This window comes from Bifidobacterium sp. ESL0798 (assembly GCF_029395415.1).
Classification (GTDB): domain Bacteria; phylum Actinomycetota; class Actinomycetes; order Actinomycetales; family Bifidobacteriaceae; genus Bifidobacterium.
The window spans coordinates 312,138-334,241 of the sequence record NZ_CP113914.1 but is presented as its reverse complement, the minus strand read 5'-3'; the positions used below and the strand labels follow the sequence as shown (position 1 = coordinate 334,241).

At 58.3% G+C, this 22,104-nt stretch carries 17 protein-coding genes and 1 pseudogene; 3 read left to right on the top strand and 15 right to left on the bottom strand.

Annotated elements, in window-relative coordinates; all coding sequences use genetic code 11:
* The first annotated feature begins 57 nt into the window (after positions 1 to 57).
* The 3 genes from nth (at position 58) to valS (ending at position 5,165) form a co-directional block, all read left to right on the top strand.
* Positions 58 to 726: an endonuclease III gene (gene nth / locus OZX74_RS01270; RefSeq protein ID WP_277156796.1), complete on the top strand. Its 669-nt coding sequence runs from the start codon at positions 58 to 60 to the stop codon at positions 724 to 726.
* 85 nt (positions 727 to 811) lie between these two features.
* Positions 812 to 2,344, top strand: coding sequence for an ABC transporter substrate-binding protein (locus tag OZX74_RS01265; RefSeq protein ID WP_277156795.1), 1,533 nt, complete (start codon positions 812 to 814; stop codon positions 2,342 to 2,344).
* A 67-nt stretch (positions 2,345 to 2,411) separates the two neighbouring features.
* Positions 2,412 to 5,165 carry a valine--tRNA ligase gene (gene valS / locus OZX74_RS01260; protein ID WP_277156794.1) on the top strand — a complete coding sequence of 918 codons (2,754 nt, stop codon included), beginning with the start codon at positions 2,412 to 2,414 and terminating at the stop codon, positions 5,163 to 5,165.
* 165 nt (positions 5,166 to 5,330) lie between these two features.
* On the opposite strand, the gene OZX74_RS01255 is transcribed toward valS, so the two are convergent.
* The 15 genes and pseudogenes from OZX74_RS01255 to rmuC form a co-directional block, all read right to left on the bottom strand.
* Positions 5,331 to 6,254: a hypothetical protein gene (locus tag OZX74_RS01255; RefSeq protein WP_277156793.1), complete on the bottom strand. Its 924-nt coding sequence runs from the start codon at positions 6,252 to 6,254 to the stop codon at positions 5,331 to 5,333.
* Between the two features lie 171 nt (positions 6,255 to 6,425).
* A complete protein-coding gene (locus OZX74_RS01250) occupies positions 6,426 to 6,827 on the bottom strand; it encodes a chorismate mutase (protein ID WP_277157368.1) in 402 nt (133 codons plus the stop codon).
* A 233-nt stretch (positions 6,828 to 7,060) separates the two neighbouring features.
* Positions 7,061 to 9,109, bottom strand: coding sequence for a transcription termination factor Rho (gene rho / locus OZX74_RS01245; protein WP_277156792.1), 2,049 nt, complete (start codon positions 9,107 to 9,109; stop codon positions 7,061 to 7,063).
* 245 nt (positions 9,110 to 9,354) lie between these two features.
* Positions 9,355 to 11,037 (bottom strand): NAD(P)/FAD-dependent oxidoreductase, encoded by a 1,683-nt coding sequence (locus OZX74_RS01240; RefSeq protein ID WP_277156791.1) that lies wholly within the window; start codon positions 11,035 to 11,037, stop codon positions 9,355 to 9,357.
* A gap of 404 nt (positions 11,038 to 11,441) precedes the next feature.
* Positions 11,442 to 11,756, bottom strand: coding sequence for a DUF2469 domain-containing protein (locus tag OZX74_RS01235; protein WP_277156790.1), 315 nt, complete (start codon positions 11,754 to 11,756; stop codon positions 11,442 to 11,444).
* Complete coding sequence (locus OZX74_RS01230; protein WP_277156789.1) at positions 11,753 to 12,943, bottom strand: GNAT family protein; 1,191 nt, start codon at positions 12,941 to 12,943, stop codon at positions 11,753 to 11,755. The genes OZX74_RS01235 and OZX74_RS01230 overlap by 4 nt, the downstream gene beginning before the upstream one ends.
* A 319-nt stretch (positions 12,944 to 13,262) precedes the next feature.
* Complete coding sequence (gatB, locus tag OZX74_RS01225) at positions 13,263 to 14,762, bottom strand: Asp-tRNA(Asn)/Glu-tRNA(Gln) amidotransferase subunit GatB (RefSeq protein WP_277156788.1); 1,500 nt, start codon at positions 14,760 to 14,762, stop codon at positions 13,263 to 13,265.
* 24 nt (positions 14,763 to 14,786) lie between these two features.
* A complete protein-coding gene (gatA, locus tag OZX74_RS01220; protein ID WP_277156787.1) occupies positions 14,787 to 16,325 on the bottom strand; it encodes an Asp-tRNA(Asn)/Glu-tRNA(Gln) amidotransferase subunit GatA in 1,539 nt (512 codons plus the stop codon).
* Positions 16,325 to 16,624 carry an Asp-tRNA(Asn)/Glu-tRNA(Gln) amidotransferase subunit GatC gene (gene gatC / locus OZX74_RS01215; RefSeq protein ID WP_277146135.1) on the bottom strand — a complete coding sequence of 100 codons (300 nt, stop codon included), beginning with the start codon at positions 16,622 to 16,624 and terminating at the stop codon, positions 16,325 to 16,327. The genes gatA and gatC overlap by 1 nt, the downstream gene beginning before the upstream one ends.
* Positions 16,625 to 16,840: 216 nt before the next feature.
* On the bottom strand, positions 16,841 to 17,704 hold the full coding sequence (locus OZX74_RS01210) for a hypothetical protein (RefSeq protein WP_277156786.1): 864 nt from the start codon (positions 17,702 to 17,704) through the stop codon (positions 16,841 to 16,843).
* Between the two features lie 239 nt (positions 17,705 to 17,943).
* A pseudogene (locus OZX74_RS01205) lies at positions 17,944 to 18,879 on the bottom strand (ATP-binding cassette domain-containing protein); the annotation flags it as partial.
* Positions 18,880 to 19,010: 131 nt separating this feature from the next.
* A complete protein-coding gene (locus OZX74_RS01200; RefSeq protein ID WP_277156785.1) occupies positions 19,011 to 19,802 on the bottom strand; it encodes a TrmH family RNA methyltransferase in 792 nt (263 codons plus the stop codon).
* Positions 19,795 to 19,956 (bottom strand): hypothetical protein, encoded by a 162-nt coding sequence (locus tag OZX74_RS01195; protein WP_277156784.1) that lies wholly within the window; start codon positions 19,954 to 19,956, stop codon positions 19,795 to 19,797. Before OZX74_RS01195 ends, OZX74_RS01200 begins: the two co-directional genes overlap by 8 nt.
* A 1-nt stretch (position 19,957) precedes the next feature.
* A complete protein-coding gene (locus OZX74_RS01190) occupies positions 19,958 to 20,620 on the bottom strand; it encodes an orotate phosphoribosyltransferase (protein ID WP_277156783.1) in 663 nt (220 codons plus the stop codon).
* Positions 20,620 to 21,966, bottom strand: a complete 1,347-nt coding sequence (gene rmuC / locus OZX74_RS01185; RefSeq protein ID WP_277156782.1) for a DNA recombination protein RmuC — start codon at positions 21,964 to 21,966, stop codon at positions 20,620 to 20,622. The genes OZX74_RS01190 and rmuC overlap by 1 nt, the downstream gene beginning before the upstream one ends.
* Positions 21,967 to 22,104: the final 138 nt, after the last annotated feature.

Genomic DNA, 22,104 nt, shown 5'->3' with positions numbered 1-22,104 from the left:
TGATTATCAATATGATTCGATAATCAGAAAACGTCTATACACAAGGAATGGAAGCCGATGCCTAGGGAAACCAAAGCGCAACGCGCAGAACGCATCCACGCCGAATACGATGTACTGTGCGAAATGTTTCCCAAGGCGATGTGCACACTCGATTACGAAACCCCGTTCCAGCTTTTGGTCGCCACTGTTCTAAGCGCCCAGACCACCGACGTGCGCGTCAACAGCGTCACCCCCACGCTCTTCAAGGATTACGGCACACCGGAACGACTCGCGGCGGCCAACCCGGAAGTCATCGAAGACATCATCCATCCAGTCGGCTTCTATCATACGAAATCAGCACATATCATCGAACTTGCAGCCCAGATCGTCCGTGATTTCGACGGCGTGGTGCCGCAGACGATGGAGGAACTCACGACGCTTTCCGGCGTGGGCCGCAAAACCGCGAACGTCGTTTTGGGCGACGCATTCGGCGTGCCCGGCTTTCCGGTCGACACGCATGTCATCCGCGTCACTGGCCGTCTGCGCTGGCGTACGGATTGGAGCAACAAGCATCCCGACCCGGTCAAGGTCGAAAAGGAAATTACGCAGTATTTCGAACCGAAAGAATGGTCTGACCTTTCGCACCGTCTCATCCTCTTCGGCCGTAACGTGTGCACCGCGCGCAACCCCGACTGCGAATCCTGCCTGTTGAATGACACTTGCCCCTCCGCTTTCCATCCACTCTGACCCGGCCTGCCTCAAAATCCATTGTGCCGCAAGGCTTTATCCGTTTTCAGGAATCATTCAGCACCGGATAGTAAACTGTTGAGTCATGTCACGTCATAAGCAGCAAATGAGCGGGCCGATGAGGGGTCTCGTCTTCCTCGGTGCTGCTGCGGTGCTCTTCGCCCTTGTAGGTGTCGGCTGGGCTCATTTCGACCATCGCTCCGTTGACGCCACCCTGCTTCATTCCGGTTCGGAAGTCACCGTCGGATTGGATGCCACGGCCCCGCAGTCTCTCGACATCCGCACAGTGCAAGGCAAAGAGCTCGACCAGGCGTTGCTCGGCAATGTATACGAAACCCTCGTCGGCCGCGACCAGGACAACAAACTTGTCCCGTCCATCGCCAAAAGCTGGGATGTCTCGAAAGACGGCCTCAACTATACGTTCACGCTCAATGCGGATATGCGCTTCGCCAACGGGGACGCTCTGGATTCCACCGACGTGGTCTACTCCCTTCAGCAGGTCATCAACAGGAACTACGTGGGCTCCGAGGATCTCACAGGTCTCAAATCCGTCAAAAACCCTGACACCTCGACGGTGCAGATAAGTCTTTCCTCACCCAATCCGCGACTTCTGCGGGCGCTTTCCTCACGTGCCGGAATCGTCTATGATTCGACTTCCAACATCAACTATGCCAAGCAGGCCGGCGGCAGCGGACCGTTCACCGTGCGCAGTTTCGACCCCGGCAATTCCATCGTATTCACACGCAATCCCCTGTACTGGAAACAACAGTCGGCCAGTTCACAGATGACCCTGCGCTATTTCGACTCCGTTCAATCGCTTGGCAAAGCCATGAAAGACGGAACGGTCCAGCTTGCGGTGCTGCGTCCCTCGGATTCCCCGAAGCCATTCCAAGGCAGCAAAAAATACAGCGTTTCGAAGGGATTGACGACTTCAAAGTTGACGCTGGCGCTCAACAACAGCAGCGATTCGATCTTCTCCGACGAACGCGCGCGTTCGGCCGTCCGCTATATCCTCGACAACGAGGCCATCACCAAAAGCCAGCCCAACGCGGCGTCCGTGCTCAACGGACCGATCAGTCCGCTGGAACCCGGTTACGACGATCTTTCCGCGATATTCCCGCACAATCTGGACGCTGGAAAAAACGATCTGAACTACTGGATCACCCGGCCGGGGTATTTCGGGGACATCACGTTCCTGGTACCCGACGAATACGCGTCGCTTGGCCAGCAGGTGCTCGACCAGTTCAAGACCACGCAGCTCCATCTGGTGATGCAAGTCGTCGATGACGATACGCTCAGGCAACGGCTCGACAACGGCGATTACAAAATGGCTATCGTCGCCATGCAGGGGCCGGACGATCTGGGCGCCTTCGCCGAAGGCCGCTTCGGCTATCAGAACAGCGAGGCCCAGCAGGATTACCGCAACGCTCTGGCCTCCACCAACGATATCGATTATCAGCAGAATCTCCGCGCCTATGCCAAAACCGTGAGCTCGGACGCCGGAAGCGCTTGGTTCTATAACGAAAGCAGCATGGTGGCCGCGGACAATAACATCGCCGGCTACCCCAGGAATATGACCGACGAACTGCTGCCGTTACGCGATGTGAGCACAAAGTAACCCGCCAACGCCCGCATGCCAACCACGGCGGCGCTGATGTCACCATTGCTTTCTAAAATTGGTCGTTATGACTGATCAGGACAATAGCATTATCCACGCAAGCCTTTCGCCGCTGCCCGACCGGGTCGGCGTCGACGGCCTGGAAGACAAATGGCGTTCCGAATGGGACAACGACGGCACCTACGAATTCGAGATTCCGCGCGACGGCAACGGCGCACCCGACCGTGCGTCCGTCTACTCCATCGACACCCCGCCACCTACCGTTTCCGGCAGCCTCCATGTGGGCCACGTCTTCTCCTACACCCACACCGACGTCATCGCCCGCTACGAGCGTATGCGCGGCAAGCACGTCTTCTACCCGATGGGCTGGGACGACAACGGCCTGCCCACCGAGCGCCGCGTGCAGAACTACTACGGCGTGCGCGTTGACACGTCGCTCAAATACGATCCTGATTTCAAGCCGCCGTTCGAGGGCACGGACGGCAAGAAGATCAGCGCCCGCGACCAGGTGCCGGTCAGCCGTAAGAACTTCGTGGAGCTGTGTGAGCGCCTGACCGCGCAGGACGAGAAGCAGTTCGAGGCGCTGTGGCGTTCCTTGGGCACGTCCATCGACTGGCGCCAGACCTACCACACCATCGGCGAGCATCCGCAGCGCGTGGCACAGAAAGCGTTCCTGCGTAACCTTGCACGTGGCGAGGCCTATCAGAAGGATGCGCCGAGCCTTTGGGACGTCACCTTCCAGACCGCGGTGGCGCAGGCCGAGCTGGAAAGCCGCGAATATGACGGCTTCTACCATCGCGTCGCCTTCCGCTTCGAGGACGGCACGCCGATCTACATCGAGACCACCCGACCGGAGCTCCTGGCAGCCTGCGGCGCGCTGATCGCCAACCCCGACGACGAACGTTACCAGAAGTATTTCGGGCAGTACGTTTACTCTCCGCTCTTCAAAGTCAAGGTGCCGATCATGGCGCACCCGGCCGCCGAGATGGACAAGGGCGCCGGCATCGCGATGTGCTGCACCTTCGGCGACCAGACCGATATCGAGTGGTGGCGTGATCTGAACCTTCCGCTTCGCCCGATCATCCAGCGCAACGGCCGCATCATCATGAGCGTGCCGGATTGGGTCGTCGACGAAGGCGGCAAGAAGATCTTCGAGGAGACCGAAGGCAAGACCACCTTCACGGCCCGCAAGATCATCGTGGAGCATCTGCGCGAGTCCGGCGATCTCGACGGCGAACCGAAGCCCACCAAGCGTATGACCAACTTCTACGAGAAGGGCGACAAGCCGCTCGAAATCGTCACCTCACGCCAGTGGTACCTCAAAAACGGCGGTACCGATATGAAGCTGCGCGCCGAGCTGTTGGAGCGCGGCAAGGAGCTGCAATTCCATCCCGACTTCATGCGTGTGCGCTATGAGAACTGGGTCAATGGCCTGAACGGCGACTGGCTCATCAGCCGTCAGCGCTTCTTCGGCGTGCCGTTCCCGCTGTGGTATCCGGTCAACGCCGACGGCGAGCCGGATTACGACCATCCGATCACCCCGCGCGAAGACCAGCTGCCGATCGATCCGACCAACGACGTGCCTGAAGGTTACACGGAAGACCAGCGCGACGTGCCCGGCGGCTTCACGGCCGAAAAGGACATCATGGACACCTGGGCCACCTCGTCGCTGACCCCGCAGATCGTCACCCACTGGGAAGAGCCGGATCAGGAGAGCAAGGACCTCTTCAAGGCCACCTTCCCGATGGACCTGCGCCCGCAGGGTCAGGACATCATCCGCACCTGGCTCTTCACCACGATGGACCGCGCGCATCTCGAGAACCACTGCCTGCCGTGGGCGCATACCGCGCTGTCCGGCTGGATCCTCGACCCCGACCACAAGAAGATGTCGAAGTCCAAGGGCAACGTCGTGGTTCCCAAGGAGCCGATCGAGAAGTACGGCGCCGACGCGGTGCGCTACTGGGCCGCTTCCGCCAAGCTCGGCCTCGACGCCACCTATGACGAAGGGCAGATGAAGATCGGCCGCCGTCTGGCCATCAAGCTGCTGAACGCCACCAAGTTCGCGCTGGCCATCGGCCGTGAGGACGACAACCATCACGTTGGTGCCGCCTCAAGCGCCGATTGGAATCCGGCCGACGTCACCGAACCGCTGGACCGCGCGGTGATGGCTCGCCTGGCAACCGTGATCCGCGAAGCCACCAAGTCGATGGACGCCTACGAGCACTCCAAGGCGCTCGAACTCATCGAGACGTTCTTCTGGCAGTTCTGCGACGACTACATCGAGCTGGTGAAGAACCGCGCTTACGGCACGGCAGATTCCACCGGCAAGACCCCATCTGAGGCCGCCGTGAAGTCCGCGCACACCACGCTGGGCCTCGGCCTTGAGGCGTTCGCACGTCTGCTCGCGCCGTATATGCCGTTCGCCACCGAAGAGGTCTGGCACTGGATGCACGCCGGCGAGGGATCCGTGCACACCTCCTCCTGGCCGACCGCCGAGCCTTACGAGGCCGCCGCAGGCGACGCCGACCCGGACATGCTCGTTTGGGCAGGCAAGGCACTGGCCGAGCTGCGCGGTTTGAAGTCGCAGGCCAAGGTCTCAATGAAGACCCCGATCTTGAAGGCCACGCTCAACGCGGCCAACGAGGCCGGCAAGACGGCCATCGACTTGAGCCTCGTCGACATCGCCGAAGCCGGCAAGGTCACTGGTCCGCTTTCGGTTACGGTCGACGCTTCCGACGATACCCCGGACAACGAGATTATCGTTCGTGTCAGCGACGCCGAACTCGGTGAGCCGCCGGCCAAGAAGCCCAAGAAGAAGTAACCTTCCGTCGCAAAACCGGTAATAAGAATACGCGAGTGGGGCTGCACTTTCAATCGGTGCAGCCCCACTCTCGTATTCTTATGCCCCTTATGCGCTCCTGTCAACAACGATCTTCGCGCGAACGACGTTTTAACGCTTATGTTTTAACCGTTACGTCTCACCGTTTTACTTGTTTTTATCGCCCTTGCCCAAATCGAGCCGCTTGAGTTCGGGGATATCACTCAACGAGTTGTTGCCTTGGGCATGTTTTCCATGGACATCGTTGTTTTTGACGTCGTTGCTACTGTCGGAACTGGCTTCGCCTTCCTTACCCCGTGCACCGACATTGCTATCAGTATCGGCCGCATTCTCAGACAATCCCTCGGTCGCCGCGGATTCGTTCAACGGACCGGTTTCTGCCAGGACTCCAGCGTCTTCCTCATCGTCTGATGCCTCGAAATCCGCTTCTTCATCAGCGAAGACATCAATGCCGATACCGGCCTCCCCGGCTTCATCATCAACGTCATCCAACGCGTCAGGATCGGCGTATTCCTTGGCATCCTCGAACGCGACGGCCCCGGGAGAATCTGAGGCATCAAACCTGCGGTCGTTCTTCGCCTCACGCTCTTCCTCGCGCGCGGCGATGGCCTGCAACGTGCGGGCGAAACGCATCACCTGATCGTCGGTAATCGCTTCAAGCTTCTCCTTGGTCATCACCGAACGCATGACCATACGGATATGCGCAACGTCAAACGCAGGCCCCTTCTCCCGCTTCGACTTGTTCTTCCTGGCGTAGATCTCCAAGCCGTGCTTGCCTTGACGCGCATGAACGAACGGCTTCCATTTGCCCCCGGTTTGCGAGGCGTCAAGCAGCGTCGCAAGCCTCGCTATCAAAATCGCGCTTTGCATGGTCGAAAGCCCATACCAAGAGCACATCAGATACCACGAAACCGAGCGTTCCAGCGTTCCGCCCAGATATTCGTCATATTCATCCATCGCCATCTGCATCAACAACACCCGGTCTTGAAGCCGCTTCTCCTCGGTGTCCAGATTGTCGATGACCTTGAATTTCTTTCTGCTGACGATTTTCTTGCCATGCTTTTTGCTCATACCAGCCTCCTTGCCAACGTATGCGAAAGCACATTACAAAGCAATACTATCATTCTTGGAAGTTTCGTTTCCCCAACATAACAAGGCAGAAGTCATCGTTGACTTGCCAGCATTCACCTTAAGCGAGAGCTTACATCAGCAACAAAACGTCATACAAATACTTGATGCATTTCACGCATAGATATCGAGCACGCCAGGATCGCCGCCGGCTTCGGCGATGCGCTGATGACGTTTTTTGGCTTCCGTGACCACGAACTCACGATAGCTCTCTTCAATGCTCGGATCGAGCCCGGCATCGAGAGCCACCTTCGTAAGCCGCTCGGCCTGCCGACTTTCACGTTGTCGATCTTCCGGAGCGAACCCGGACTGGGCCTTCAAAACCCCGACTTCAGCGGTGTATTTGAAGCGCTCCGCAAGCAACGAGACGATGGCCGTATCCACGTTGTCGATGGACTGGCGCAACCGCTTGATGCGTTCGACGGCCTGCGCGGTTTGCGGGTTGGCCCTCTCCTGCGCGTCGTCGATGGTGGTATCACGCCAGCCGTCTTTTTGCGGAGTATCGGCATTCCGCATAGTGTCAGCATCTTCAGAAAAATCAGTCATGTCTTTACCTTACGACAAGAACCCCACCACTGTCCTGTAATCCAAACGACAAAGCGCGCCAAAACATCCATATCACCGCCGAACTGTCACTTTGCACACGCTTCAATCTGCAGCGAGGTAACGAAAATTACCGCTCGAAAGAAAAACAGAACGACGTCTGGCCACAGTCAGACGTCGTCAGGGATTCAATGAAATCCATTCAATCAGGCGTTACCACTGTTCTGCTTGATGATGGCCTGCAGGAAGTCACGGTTGGTCGCCGTCTTCTTCAAGCGCGGCACAATGGTCTGATATGCCTTCTCCGGCTCCATGCCACCAAGCAAGCGACGCAGGCTGTAGATGACCGCAAGCTCATCTTTCGCCGTGATGAGCTCCTCACGACGCGTGCCGGAAGCATTGATGTCAATGGCAGGGAAGAGTCGCTTATCGGCCAAATCTCGCGAAAGACGAAGCTCCATATTGCCGGTGCCCTTGAATTCCTCGAAAATGACCTCGTCCATCTTGGAGCCGGTTTCCACCAGCGCCGAAGAGATAATGGTCAGCGATCCGCCGTTTTCAATGTTGCGGGCGGCGCCAAAGAACTTCTTAGGCGGATAGAGCGCCTGCGCGTCGACACCGCCGGAAAGCACGCGACCAGAAGCCGGAGCGGCGATGTTGTAGGCACGGGCAAGCCTGGTCATGGAATCGAGCAGCACCACCACGTCCTGGCCGAGCTCCACCAAGCGCTTGGCACGCTCGATGGCGAGTTCGGCGACAGTGGTGTGGTCGGAAGCCGGGCGATCGAACGTCGAGGAGATGACCTCGCCCTGCACGGTGCGCTCCATGTCGGTGACTTCCTCGGGGCGTTCGTCCACGAGCACCACCATCAGATGCACTTCTGGATTATTCGTAGCGATGGAATTGGCGATGTTCTGCAAGGTGATGGTCTTGCCGGCCTTCGGCGGGGAGACGATCAGACCGCGCTGGCCTTTGCCGATCGGCGCGACCAGATCGATCAGGCGACCGAGAATCTTGTTCGGAGTGGTCTCCTGCTTGAGGCGTTCCTGCGGATAGAGCGGGGTGAGCTTGGAGAACTGCGCGCGGTTGGCCGCATCCTCGACGCTCATGCCATTGATGGTCTCGATGGATTGCAGCGGCACGAACTTCTGGCGCTGGTTGCGGCGTTCGCCTTCGCGCGGTTCGCGGATGAAGCCCTGAACGGCGTCGCCCTTACGCAGACCGTATTTGCGAATCTGGCCCATCGAAACATACACGTCGTTGGGGCCCGGCAGATAGCCGGAAGTGCGGATGAACGCATAGGAATCAAGCACGTCGACGATGCCTGCGACGGGGACCAGCCCCTCCTTGTTGTCGCCACGACGCTCGTGCGCATTGTCAACATTGCCGGCTTCATCGTTGCCGTAACGGTCGTTGCGGTCGTTGCGATTGTCGCGGTCCTTATAATCGTAATTATTGCCACGATCGCGCCCACGCAAGCGGCGCTGATGCCGATCATTACCGCGATCATCACGGTTGTAGCGGTCGCTGCGACGCGCATGGCGGGTGAACTCGCGACGGGGTTCATCCTCTTTGGCGTCGTTGGCATGTTCCTCGTCATTGCCGGGAACAGGCAAGGTGGCAAGAATATCGTCCAGGTCGCGAACCTCATTGGAAGCGGTATCGTGACGGGACTGCTGCTCGGCGCGATAGTTGCGACGGCGGGTATGTTCCTCGCCGCCTTCTTCCATTTCACGTTCACCGCGACGATGCGCGACAAACGACCTGTTCCTGCGATGCGGGGGCTCGACGTCATCAAAAAGCCCAGGCTCCTGCTCAGCTCGTTCTTCCTCGTTTTCCTGCTTTTGCGAACGTCTCACGTTCCCCTCTGCAGAAGAATGTCGGATAGCCCTGGCCCCGGTCTTTTCACGGTTTTCGTCATTGCCCGATACGGCATCTGCGGTTTTTTGATCAGAAACGGGCTCCTGGCTTTTATCGTTACCCGCCTCGTCAACATGTTTGGAGGCAGAATCCTGCTCTTGCACGGATCCGGACTTATCGCTTTCGGCACCGTTCTTTTCCGCAGCCCTTTTCGGCGCGGCTTTGGGAGCACGAACCGTAACGCCACTAGGCGCTTCCCCGCCTGTTCTTGCAGCTTGAAGGGTGGCGAGCAGCTCGGGCTTACGCATCGTTGACGTGCCACGAAGCCCCATCTGTCTGGCGAGCGCTTTCAGCTCAGGCAGCTTCATATCCTCAATATTCTGGCTAGTTGCCACTATAATGTTGCCTTTCCTCGACTTCCTACGGCATTGCCCGGAAGCTATATGAAAAAGATACGGCATATTGTAAAACCGCTTATGAAATATCCGATACCACCATGTGGTTTTCGAACTTTTCTTTAGATTACAACCGATACAAGACCTTCGCCATGAGCCAACAGGCAGCGTGTCGAAAACGCAAAAGGCGAACACTCTTTCAAAGAGCATCCGCCTTGTTACTATGCTTTAAAACCGATTGCCGTCTACTTTTCCTCATGATAGGACTTTTCAGTGTTGACCGACCAGACGTTCTTCTTGTCGGCGCGGCCGGTCTTGATGTTGTCGACGGCCTCCATCGCGCTGGCCATGGAATGGTCCTGGTTGTTGTAGCGGTGCTGGCCGTTGCGGCCCACGCAGTAGAGGTTGCCGAACGAATCCAGATAGTCGATGAGCTGCGGCATCTCGTCGTAGGTGTCAAAGTAGGCGGGATACGCCTTCTTGACGTGCTCGCGGTGCGAGTCCAGCACATCCTGCGGCCCGTTGATCACGCGCATGCGGGTGAGTTCCTTGATGGCGAACGCGGTGGCCTCCTCGTCAGAGAGGTTCCAGAAGTCATCGCCCTCCTCGCAGAAGTACTCGAGGCCGACCCACACCGTGTTGTCGACGTCCTTGACGAGGTAAGGGCTCCAGTTGTTGAAGATCTGCACGCGGCCGACCTTGTAGCCCGGATCCTGCACGTAGATCCAGCAGTCCGGCACGATCGGCGGGTTGCCGAGCGTCTTCATGTCGGTTGTATTCTTCAAGCGCAAGTGCTTCACCAAGAGGCCCACGGTGACGAAATCGCGGTACGGCAGGCCGTTGGCGATGCGCTTCATGTCTGCCGGCACGTCCTCGGAGGTCGTGGCGATTTCCTTGGATGCGGAAGTATTCGCGGCTTCGGAACCGTCGACGGCCTTTCCGCCTTCATCCTCTTTCGCGGCACGATCGATGGCGTTGACCAGATCCTTAACCGGCATGGAGCTGATGAAATCATCCGCCGCCAGTTCGGTGCGCGCACCCTTGTCATCGACGTACACGACCGAGGCGATCGATCCGTCATCCTTCTGACGCAGCTCGACTACGTTCGCATCGGTGATGACCTTGCCGCCATTGTCAACGACCTGTCCCTCGACGATCTCCCAGAGCTGGCCCGGACCGAGCTTCGGGTACCAGAATTCCTCGATCAGCGAGGTCTCCACCTTGCTGGAGTCGCGCTTCTGCGGACGCATCTTGGCAATCGCGTTCTTCAGCACCGTGATCACGGACAGGCCGCGCACGCGCTGGGCGCCCCAGTCCGCCGAAATCTCGGCGGGCGTACGGCCCCAGACCTTGGTGGTGTAGCCCTCGAAGAACATCGAATAGAGTTGACGGCCGAAACGGTTGATATAGAAGTTCTCGAGATTGTCTTCAGGAAGCTTGTGAATCATGGACCAGAGGTAGCTGAACCCGGCCTTCAGCGTCAGCTTCAGACCCAGCGCCTTGAAGAGGCCGGCGGAAAGCGAAATCGGATAATCCAGGAAATGCTGGTTCCAGAAGATGCGGGAGACACGGTGACGCTTCAACATCACCACATCCGTCTTCTCCGGATCCGGGCCGCCCGGCTCGAGGTCATGATGTCGTCCGAGCTTCTTGTCATCGTACGATGGCGCGCCCTGCAACGGCATGATGTTCTTCCACCAATCCATCACGCGGTCGTCCTTGGAGAAGAAACGATGACCGCCGATATCCATGCGGTTGCCGTTGTGCTTCACCGTGCGCGAAATACCACCGAACTCGCGCGTCGCCTCCAACACCGTCACATCATATTTGCTGGCTCCGCCGTCCTTCAGCAGTTCCCAAGCCGCAGTCAGACCCGCAGGCCCGCCGCCGATAATCACCACAGACTTCTTGTCAGCACCCTCAGCCACAACAGCCTCCCCAAAAAAATACTTATTTTGAAGCCAATACGCCCCATACACAAATCAAAACCAGCCTACACGAACGCGCAAACCAGCACCATCATTGTCTAAAAACATACACGAACCATCTGCATGTTTGCTGAAAATATTCGCTTAAAAGCGCTTCAGAACCCCGACATCGGCCCAGTCGACTCCTAGCAGATTCTAAGGCTGAGGCCTGGAAGGGGAAGATATGCTTTGCTCGGGCGTAAAGACTTGGCCTGTGCAAAATTGGAAATTTTGCCTTCGCGCTCGATACATCGCGCTCACTTCGCCTACGAAAAGCCCACAGGGCTTTCCGCTTAACGGCTCAGCCCGGAGCGTGTCGAACAATGTATGTCCCACCCTCCCGAACCGTCATAAGCGCTAAAGAATCATGTCAGAGAATCGGGAATATCGATGTCGGTCTTCTGCACTTCCTCTACGTTGACATCCTTGAACGTGACAATCCGCACGTTCTTGACGAATCGCGAGGAACGATAGACGTCCCAGACCCACGCATCCGTAAGCTGTACGTCAAAATAAACGTCCTGACCGGCGGAACGCACGTTGAAATCGACCTTGTTGGCCAAATAGAAACGACGCTCTGTCTCCACAACGTAAGTGAACAGCTTGATAACGTCACGATATTCCTTGTAAAGCGCCAATTCGGCGTTCATCTCGTAATCGTCGAGATCTTCAGCGCTCACTGAACGCTACCCCCTGCTTTGTCGTTTTTGGAACCGGCCGTCTTGTCGACGTCGCCTTTTTTCTGCCCGGTATGCCCAAGATTACGCCACCAGGCCTTTTTGGATTTCTTGCTTTGTGTGGCGGAAAAGGGCCATGACGTTTCGGAACCATCGTCGGCATCGTGCTTGCGACCTTCGTGATCAATGCCTGCGGATGGAAGTTCGCCCGAACGCGACTTACCCGCCGTTCCAGCGCCGTTTGAACCAGTAGCGCGAGCCGCCTGTTCCTCGGCATTTTCCGCACCGTCTTGTCCGCCGCTTCTGGCGGCTTGGCTATTGGCCTGGCCGGAACCGTTGCCCCCGGTTTCGCCACTGCTGGTATCGGCGGCGCCGTCTTTGTCTTTTCTTGCCTTGTGCTGTTGGATTTCGATGGAATGCTCACGCGCCGCCATAGCCTCCTTGACACCGGGATTGCCCTCGATGACATGCATACCGAAGGCGTCGAGCGAACGGATGGGGTCATATTCATCGACAAGCGTATCAAGAACTATCAAATCCTGATACTTTCCGATAGAGGCGTCCCACAGCGAATCGCGGGAGGTGCCTGACTTGATGAAGCCCAGAGACTGGTAGACCGAGAGGGTGCGGGCGCTTTTCTCCGGTACCGCCACCCAAATACGATGCATTCCCAAACCCACCGGGGTGGAAGCGAACCCGTAGGTCATCACTCGGGGCATCGCGTCGCGCGAATAGCCGCGGCCACGGTAATCCTTGCCGAGCATCACCTGGATACGAGCCGAACGCGCCCAGCCGTCGATGTCGATCAGGAAAATCATGCCGATGACGTTGTCGGTCTCCTCGGCATCGATTTTGCCGTCGGCGTCATGGTCCGAATCGGTCAGAATGGTCCAGGCCATCGTGCGCCGGGCCTCGGGATCGCCGACTCCGGATTCAGACGCGGCAATGCCGTTGACCCATGCCACCGAACGCTTGACCCAAGCTTGGACGACGGCGCGCTCGGACTGCTTGTCTTTGCCGGTGTCGCCGGAAGCGTTGAAATAAACCTCAAGCTGATCGAGCTTCGGCAGATCGTCAAGGGTCGCGGGGCGCAGATGCACCATCTCACCACGAATCTCCGGTATGACGATACGTTCCGGCAGTTGACGCAAATCCGCCTGAACAGTAGGGTTTTCGGAGTTTCCAGACATTTGCTTTCATTCCTCCAACGCGCTTGAAATCTTCTTTAAGATTACCGTGTTCGCCTGACTATTGGCATTCGCTTCTTTTTTCGGTTGAGGCGTCGTCAGAACCCCAAAACACGAAAGCCTGGCCGGAAGGATATGCGTTGTTCGACCGTAAAGACTCGGCCTGAGCAAAATCTTACGATTTTGCCTTCGTGCTCGTACATCGCGCTCACCGAACCTACAGGAAGTCCACAGGACTCCCTGCTTAACGGTTCGGCCCGGAGCGTGTCGAACAATGTATATCCTTCCGGCCAGGCGTCAGTAACTACCCAGCCGAGAAGAGTCAGCCTTTCATCTTTTTGATGACCAGAGCGCTCACGGCCTTGGCGTCGGCCTGACCGTGGGTGGCGCGCATGACGGCGCCGATGATGGCGCCCATCGGCTTCATGTTGCCGCTCTTGAGCTTCTCGGCCACATCCGGGTTGGCGGCAAGTGCCTCATCAATGGCCTTGTCGAGCGCACCATCGTCGGAAACGACCTGGTAGTTGTGCTTCTTAACGACCTCATCAGGGGTGCCTTCGCCGTCCAGCACGCCGGTGACGGTCTGCTTGGCAAGCTTGTCGTTGAGCTTGCCCGCGGCGACGAGCTTCTCGACCTCGGCCACGTCGGCCGGGGTGATCGGCAGCTCTTCAAGCGAGACGCTGCGCTCGTTGGCGACGCGGGAAATCTCTCCGAGCCACCACTTGCGGGCGCCGGCAGCCGAGGCACCGTCCTTGACGGTCTCCTCGACCAGGTCGAGCGCGTCGGCGTTGATCAGGTCGCGCATCTGCAGATCGGTCAGGTTCCATTCCTTCTGCAGGCGGGCACGACGCTCGCGCGGCATCTCCGGCATGGTCTTGGCGATTTCGTCGATGTGCTCCTGCGTGATGTGCAGCATCACGAGGTCGGGATCGGGGAAGTAACGGTAATCGTTGGCATCGGACTTTACCCTGCCGCCAGCGGTGGTCTGCGTGGCCTCGTCCCAGTGGCGGGTCTCCTGCAGAATCTCGCCGCCCTCGTCGAGGATGGCCGCCTGACGGCGAATCTCGTACTGCAAGGTCTTCTTGATGCCACGGAACGTGTTGACGTTCTTGGTCTCCGAACGAGTGCCGAGCTCCTTAGTGCCCTTCTTGCGCAGTGAGATGTTGACGTCGGCGCGCATGTTGCCTTGCTCCATGCGGCCATGGGAAATGCCCAGGGCGCGCACGATGTCGCGGATGGCGCGCATGTAGGCGTCCGCAATCTCCGGGACGCGCTCGCCGCCGCCCTCGACAGGCTTGGTGACGATCTCGATGAGCGGAACACCGGCACGGTTGTAATCGACCAGCGAGTGGTCCGCGCCCTCGATACGGCCGTCGGCGCCACCAACGTGGGTGTTCTTGCCGGCGTCGTCCTCGATGTGGGCGCGCTCGATCGGCACGCGGAAGGTGGTGCCATCGTCGAGCTCGACGTCGAGATAGCCGTTGCCGTTGGTCGGCTTGTCGAACTGCGAGATCTGATAGTCGCGCGGCATATCCGGGTAGAAGTAGTTCTTGCGGGCGAACTGGCTCCACTCGTGGATCTCACAGTGCAACGCCAGACCCAGCTTGATCGCGAAGTCGACGGCGGTCTTGTTGACCACCGGCAGGCTTCCGGGCAGGCCGAGGCTCACCGGGGTGAGCTCCGTGTTCGGCTCCGCGCCGAACTCCTCGTGCGCCGGGCAGAACAGCTTGGTCTGCGTGCACAGCTCGACGTGGGTTTCCAGACCGAATACCGGGTCAAATTCCTTGACGGCATCGGAATACTTCATCAATTTTTCAGCCATGATTTGTTTCTCCTTGCCGTCCGATTACTTTGCGCTCTTGAGCCACGGGGTCTTGAGGTTCTGCCAGACCGGGCCGCCCCACTGCTCCTCCAGGGCCGCCTCAAGCGCGGCGGCGGGCTTGTACATCTGCTCGTCGTGCTTCTGCGGGGCCATGAACTGGAAGCCCACGGGCAGGCCATCGTCGGAAAGCCCGGCGGGGATGCTCATCGCGGGGGTGCCGGCCATGTTCGCCGGAATCGTGGCGATATCGCTCATGTACATCGTCAGCGGGTCGTTCATCTTCTCACCGAACTTGAACGCGGTGGTCGGGCTCGTCGGCGCAACCAGCACGTCGGCCTTCTCGAACGCCTTGTTGAAATCGTCGATGATCAGGGTGCGAACCTTTTGTGCCGAACCGTACCATGCATCGTAGTAGCCGGCGGAAAGGGCGTAGATGCCGAGGATGATACGGCGCTTGACCTCGTCGCCGAAGCCGGCCTCGCGGGTATAGGCCATCATGTTGGCGGCCGTCTGCGGCACACCTGCCGGCGGCATCACACGCAGGCCGTAGCGCATGCCATCGTAGCGGGCCAGGTTGGAGCTGACCTCGGACGGCATGATGATGTAGTAGGCTGCGAGCGCGTAATCGAAGTGCGGGCAATCGACCTCGACCACTTCGGCACCCATGTCTTGCAGAAGCTTGACCGCTTCATTGAAACGGGCCTCGACACCGGGCTGATAGCCATCGCCGCCGAGTTGCTTGACAAGTCCGACCTTCATACCCTTGAGGTCGCGCTTGTAGCCTTCGCGAGCAGCCTTGACGATTGGCGGAACGTCCATCGGAATGGACGTGGAATCACGCACGTCGTGGCCGCCGATGATCTCCTGCAGCAGCGCGGAATCAAGCACGTTGCGCGAGACCGGGCCGATCTGGTCGAGCGAGCTCGCCATGGCGATTGCGCCGAAACGGGAGACACCGCCGTAGGTGGGCTTGACGCCGACCGTACCGGTCAAGCTGCCGGGCTGGCGAATCGAACCACCGGTATCGGTGCCGAGTGCAAGCGGGGCCTCGAATGCGGCGACCGCGGAAGCGGAACCACCGCCGGAGCCACCGGGGACACGGGAGGTGTCCCAAGGATTGTGCGTCGGGCCGAACGCGGAATGCTCCGTGGAGGAACCCTGTGCGAACTCATCAAGGTTGGTCTTGCCCAAAAGCGGCATGCCAGCGGCCTTGAGCTTGGTGATGACCGTGGCGTCGTACGGCGGAATCCAGCCTTCGAGAATCTTCGAAGCGGCGGTCGTTTCGATACCCTTGGTGACAATCATGTCCTTGATGGCGATCGGCACACCGGCGAGCTCCGGCAAGCCCTCGGTCTCGCCCGCGGCGTTCTTCTTATCGAAGGCGTCGGCCTGAGCGCGCGCCTCGTCAGCGGAAATATGCAGGAACGCATGAATGTCCGGCTCGGCGGCATCGATGACGTTCAGCTCGGCATCGACCAGCTCGCGGCTGGAGACTTCCTTGTTGCGAATCTTCTCCGCCATCTGTGCGGCGGTGAGCTTCACCAATTCATTTGCTTCGGCCATCAGGCCTCACCTCCGAGGATGCGCGGGGCTACGAACATACCGTTCTCCGTGGCTGGGGCTCCGGCGAGCGCGTCCTCGCGGCTCAACGGCTTTTCGGGGACGTCGGGGCGCAGATACGCCTCGAGCGGAACCGGGTTGGCAGTAGGTTCGACGTCATCGGACGCGACTTCCTGCACCTTGTTGATGGAATCGGCGATGACGTTCAACTCGCCTTGCATGCGGGTCGCTTCCTCGTCGGTGAGCGCGATCTGGGCAAGTTGGCCCAGATGCTCGACTGTATCTCTTGTGAAAGTAGGCATAGCCTCAATTGTATGAGTCATCTGTGACGTTCAGATGACGAGTATTCCACGGCAAAAACCTCATCCCAGTAACGAATACCTCAGTATTCTGGCAACTTCTACGACTAACAAGAGACAATCCTGCTAGAAAACGTACGTTTCAGAGGTCCAAAGTATACGTTTCCTCGCAGGATTGTCTCGTTTCCAGCACAACCTACCGGTTATCGGACCGAATCGTCACTTCACGTCACGTTTGCGGACGATAAACATCCCGACAATGTAGAAAACGACGGCCCATGCAAGCATGATCAGACCGCTCTGCCACCAGCCCGGAACCGGCCAGCCCTTGGGCACCATGCCGGCCTCAAGCTCGTTGCTCTTCCCCGACAGGAACGTATTGACCAAGCTCGAGGGCATCAGCTGCGAGCACCAGTTGGCCCAAAGCATATGCTTGGAGAGGCTGGAGATGATGCCGAAAATCGTAGTGGCCATCATATAGATCACGACGAAAATGACCACACCGCCGGCCGTCGAGCGCGCGATAGCGCCCAGACCGAGCGAAAATTCAGCGACCAATGTGGTTATCGCCGCACCCCCGAGAATGACAATCAGCGGTAGCCAATGCTCTTTGGCAGTCAGCGGCGTCTGCTTCGAGCCCGCAAGCATGGCTTCGACCACACCCCATGAAATGAGCAAGGTCACCAGCGAAAGCACAAAGGAATAAATGGCCACCGCAAAGGCCTTGGCATTCATGAACATCACGCGCCGCGGGTTGACGACCAGCGACATCTGCACCGAGGACGTGGCATATTCGCCGGTGACCACGAGAATGGCGATGACACCGATCAGGATGATAGCAACAATAAGACTCTGTGAGACGCATTCAAACAGGACCGAACGAGGAATCGGCATGGCCGTCGCCATCCACTTGCCCTTATCGTCATAATGGCTCTCCTGCTTGATGCTCCACGCAAACAGCGCGGCGAAACCGACCGTCGTGAGCAAGGAAATGGCCGAAAGCCAAAGCGTCGAAGCGAGGCTGGACAGTTTCAGTAGTTCAGAACGAATGCTGCCGAAGAAGCTCAAATGCACGTGAGCCATGCTGCGGTTGCGGTTGAGATTCGCGGGACGTTGAGTGGAGGTCGGTCGTGGGTTGTTGCTTTTGCATGGCCTTGGCGTTTGTTGTCGCATTTGTCGCCATCATATTTGTCCTGCTTATCATCGCTGTTGTGTTCGGATCCGTCATCGTATTCGTCATCATCGTGCCTGTCCCCGTTCTGCTGCGCCGCGTTAGTGCCGTTTTGCTGCGCCGCGTTGGTATATTGAATCGGCTGCTGGCCGGGCAATTCGTGCGTGGCATATTGCGCCTGGGAATGCGTGAGTGACAGGTAGGCCTCTTCGAGCGACACCTTTTCCTCGACGAGTTCGTAGGTCACTAGCTGCGCCTGCGCGAACACCTGCGCGGCGGACTTCAGGTCGGCTCCGTTGATGCGGAAGACCTCGCCTTCACGCGGGTCGGACGCTGTGCGTTGTTCAACATGTACCTGGACCTCCGGGGCACTGGCGAAAATGGCCCTGAGTTTCTGCGGCTCCGGGGTGACCACACGAATCGAATGGGCGGAGTGCTCGGCGACGAAATCGTTGACCGTGGTCGTTTCCAAGACCTTGCCCTGCCCGATGATGACCAGATTGTCGGCGGTCAGCGCGACCTCGCTCATCAAGTGTGAGCTCAGCAGCACCGCACGGCCCTGGCTGGCGTAGAACCTGCACAGTTCACGCACCCATTTCACACCTTCAGGGTCGAGGCCGTTGACCGGCTCGTCGAGCACGAGGTTGTGCGGGTCGCCCAACAGCGCCGCCGCGATGGAAAGCCGTTGGCTCATACCCAGCGAAAAGCCGCCGGTTTTGCGTTTCTTGACGCTTTCCAAGCCGGTGAAATTGATGACCTCGTTGACGCGACGCTTGGAAATGCCGTTGGTGAGCGCCAGAGAAAGCAGATGATTGTATGCGGAACGGTTCTTGTGAGCCGACTTGGCGTCGAGTACTGCGCCCACACTCGTCATCGGGGCGCGGGATTTGCGGAAATCGCCGCCATCAATGAGCGCCTGCCCGGAGTCCGAGGAAATCAGGCCAAGCGCCGCCCGCATCGTAGTGGATTTGCCGGCACCGTTGGGGCCGAGAAAGCCGGTGACTTTGCCGTCGGCGGCCGTAAAACTGACATTGTCGAGCGCGACCTTGGACCCGAATCGCTTGCTCAAATTGGTTATTTTGATCATGTTTTGAATATAACATGACGAAGCAAAAGACCAGTACCCGTCTAAGGGACGTTTCAGGGTCTGTTCAGGGATAAATCAGGGGTTGATCCTTTGAGTTATCGCGCTACCTTGCCCAAATGTTCGATTAATGTTCAATCGACCAAATGCTGGGAAATCCAACAGTGCATGGAGACTGCGGCGGCGGCACCGGCATTAATCGAGCGCACCGAGCCGAACTGGGAAATATAGACCACATCATCGGCCAGTTCCAGCGCCCGCTGAGAGAGACCAGGCCCTTCGCCTCCGAAGAGCATCAGGCAACGGTTCGGGAAACGGTAGGTTTCGATGGGAACCGCGCCGGGGATGATGTCGAGTGCGATGATACGGGAGGCCCTGGCCTCCTCGGCAATGCGGTGATAACGGGCCTTGTCCACACGGAATTCGGCCTTGGCCTCGTCTGCTTCGGCTTGCTTGATTTCCTCGGCGATTTCCTGCTTCCAGCTCGTCACCAGCTCTTCGATGGAGGGATGGTGGTCGACGTGCTGGTAGAGCTCGGTCATCAGCGCGCCCTTGCGGTTCCACTTGTGCGGGCCGACGATATGGACCTTGTGGGCGGCGAAGGCATTGGCCGTACGCACCATCGATCCGATGTTGAAATCATGCGTCCAGTTTTCGACGGCCACGTCGAAACCATGACGGCCCCGCTTGTCCAGCTCAGCCTTGATGGCGGCCACCGACCAATAGCGGAATCCATCGAGCACATTACGACGGTCACCGTTGTCAAGCAGTTCCGGATCGTAGCGTTCGTCGAAATTCGGCGACTGCGGATTGTCGGGACGAGGTTCGTCTGGATGGGTCTGCGCCCACGGACCGACACCGATCTCGCGGAAAACCGGCTCGCCCGAAGCCTGGGCCGCCGCGGTTATGGGATTAGGCTCACGCACGATAATCAGTACTCCCTTCGATCATGGCCTTGACGTCGGCATCGACCATGCTCGCACTATCAATAGATTGCAAACGCCTATGCCGCACGAAATACGGTTGCTCGCTGCTCTCACGAGCGACTATAACAGCGGTCATGCGGGTTGGCTCATCCATATCAATCGGTCTTTTCTGCTTCAGTCGCGCCACCACGCAACCCGTCCTCGTCGAAAACCGTTACAAACGGCAGATTGCGTTGCTCGCCGGAAACGGGATTAATGACTTTGATGCCGCCAGCGTCGGCATCGCCACTAACCCCGCCGATCAATGAAGCGATGGCAACGACCTCTGCGCCCTCGTGCTCCACAACGCTGAAATCAAGACTCAGCTCATTGCCGTTGCGCAAGGTGACCAGCGACGAAGTCTGTACATACGACTTTTCGGAAAGCCACGAATCGAGCAAGACCACGCGCCTGCCTGAAATGGAAGGGCCTTTGATCGACGGATAGACGAAATCCATCACAAAGCCGTTAAGCTCACGTCCGCGCTCACGAGCGGCGTGCATCACCGCAGTCACCATCGGCACGGCGGCAGCGGTCAACGCGCCGACCGCATCAAAGCCACCAAGAGCGAAACCGCGCTGCTCCAACGCGTCGAGCAAAGCGTCACCGATTAACTCAAAGCCGTGCGCATCAAGACTCACTGCAAACAGCTCGTTGAACGGCTTCCTCGCCACCGCCGACCGCAGAAGCGTCGGCAATTCCCTAGCATTTTGGCCTTTGCCCTTATCTTCGCCTTTGCTTTTGGTTTCGACGTCGATCTCGGCTTGTTCGGCACTCATTACTTCTCCTCCGGCTCAAGGTCCAACTCGGGAGCCGTAAGCTCATGGACATCAGTTTTCTCGGAATCGGCCATCTCGACCGGCTCGATAACCTTGCTCGAATCAATCTTCTGCATTTTACGCGCGGTGACCAACACACGCGACTCCAACGACGAAGCGAAAGCATTGTATGCCGAAACCGTACGGGTAATGGAATGGCCAAGCTTGTTGGCTTTGTCGCCAAGAACCGCAAAACGTTCATACAGCTCACGCGAAAGATCGAAAAGCATCTTGGCGTCATCGGTAAGGCTCTGCTGTTGCCACGCGAAAGCGACCGATTTCAGCACCGCCCACAAGGTGACCGGCGAAGTCAACGCGACCTTACGCGCGAATGCATCGTCCATCAACGTCGGGTCGACCTTCAAAGCCGCCTCAAGCAAGGCATCGTTGGGAATGAAAGCGATAACAAAATCGGGAGTGGTCTCGAAAGCATTCCAATAAGCCTTGTCGCCCAAGGTCTTGACATGCTCGCGCAACGCTTTGGCGTGGGCCCGCAGCAACTCATCACGACGTTTGAGCTCGTCAACGGAAGCCGTATCGGGAATCTCGCAGGCACGCTGGTAATCGGAATACGGTGCCTTGGCATCGATGGGAATCGTCTTGCCGCCGGGAAGATAAACCACCATGTCCGGCCGCTGTATGCGACCTTCCGGATCGGCCACGACCACCTGCGTATCAAAATCGACATGCTCCAGAAGCCCTGCGGATTCTACGATGTTGCGCAGCTGCGCCTCACCCCATGCGCCACGCACCTTGTTGTTGCGCAACGCGGCCGAAAGCGAACTGGTCTCCTTGTCCAAGCGGGTCTGTTGCTCATTCAATCCCTTGAGCTGCTGGCCCAAGGCGCCCATCTCATGCTTGCGGCCTTCTTCAATCTGGGTGACCTTCTGCTGCAGGGCATCAAGGTTTTTCTGCACAGGCGCGAGCGCGGAAAGCACCTTGCTCTGCTCCGCCATCGCCTTGGCCTGCTCGGCCTGTTTGCGTTCGGCTTCCCGCCGCTCCTGCTCCTGCTGTCGTTGCACACGAAGCTGTTCGGCCTGCTGGGCCTGCGCCAATTGCGATTTGACGAACGCCAGCTGCTGATTCAACCCATCGCACTGCGTTCGATATTGCGCGGCCTGCGTGGTAAGCTCACCTACCTGTCGCCGAAGCTGGTCGTTTTGCGCCTGCGTCTCTTCGGCACCGGTGTCTTTGACGGTTCTCGCGGTCTCCTGCCCTTTGGATTTGCCCAGCACAAATCCGGCCACCAGCCCCAGCGCCGCTGCGAGGATGACCATTACGATTGCCACTACAGGATTTTCGAACATATGTTCTATTACACAGGATGCCATGGACGAAACCCGCATGGCAATAACGGCAATCAAGACCGCCAGTATCAAAACCAATGATCTTGCTGCAACGGGGGCTTCTCGCCAGCATCTTGACAATGAGACAGCCACTTGACC

Coding starts and splice junctions, on each gene's coding strand:
- nth (WP_277156796.1), top strand. CDS start 58: ATGCCTAGGGAAACCAAAGCGCAACGCGCAGAACGCATCCACGCCGAA.
- OZX74_RS01265 (WP_277156795.1), top strand. CDS start 812: ATGTCACGTCATAAGCAGCAAATGAGCGGGCCGATGAGGGGTCTCGTC.
- valS (WP_277156794.1), top strand. CDS start 2,412: ATGACTGATCAGGACAATAGCATTATCCACGCAAGCCTTTCGCCGCTG.
- OZX74_RS01255 (WP_277156793.1), bottom strand. CDS start 6,254: ATGAGCAAAAAGCATGGCAAGAAAATCGTCAGCAGAAAGAAATTCAAG.
- OZX74_RS01250 (WP_277157368.1), bottom strand. CDS start 6,827: ATGCGGAATGCCGATACTCCGCAAAAAGACGGCTGGCGTGATACCACC.
- OZX74_RS01230 (WP_277156789.1), bottom strand. CDS start 12,943: ATGTCTGGAAACTCCGAAAACCCTACTGTTCAGGCGGATTTGCGTCAA.
- gatB (WP_277156788.1), bottom strand. CDS start 14,762: ATGGCTGAAAAATTGATGAAGTATTCCGATGCCGTCAAGGAATTTGAC.
- gatA (WP_277156787.1), bottom strand. CDS start 16,325: ATGGCCGAAGCAAATGAATTGGTGAAGCTCACCGCCGCACAGATGGCG.
- gatC (WP_277146135.1), bottom strand. CDS start 16,624: ATGCCTACTTTCACAAGAGATACAGTCGAGCATCTGGGCCAACTTGCC.
- OZX74_RS01210 (WP_277156786.1), bottom strand. CDS start 17,704: ATGGCTCACGTGCATTTGAGCTTCTTCGGCAGCATTCGTTCTGAACTA.
- OZX74_RS01195 (WP_277156784.1), bottom strand. CDS start 19,956: ATGGATGAGCCAACCCGCATGACCGCTGTTATAGTCGCTCGTGAGAGC.
- OZX74_RS01190 (WP_277156783.1), bottom strand. CDS start 20,620: ATGAGTGCCGAACAAGCCGAGATCGACGTCGAAACCAAAAGCAAAGGC.
- rmuC (WP_277156782.1), bottom strand. CDS start 21,966: ATGTTCGAAAATCCTGTAGTGGCAATCGTAATGGTCATCCTCGCAGCG.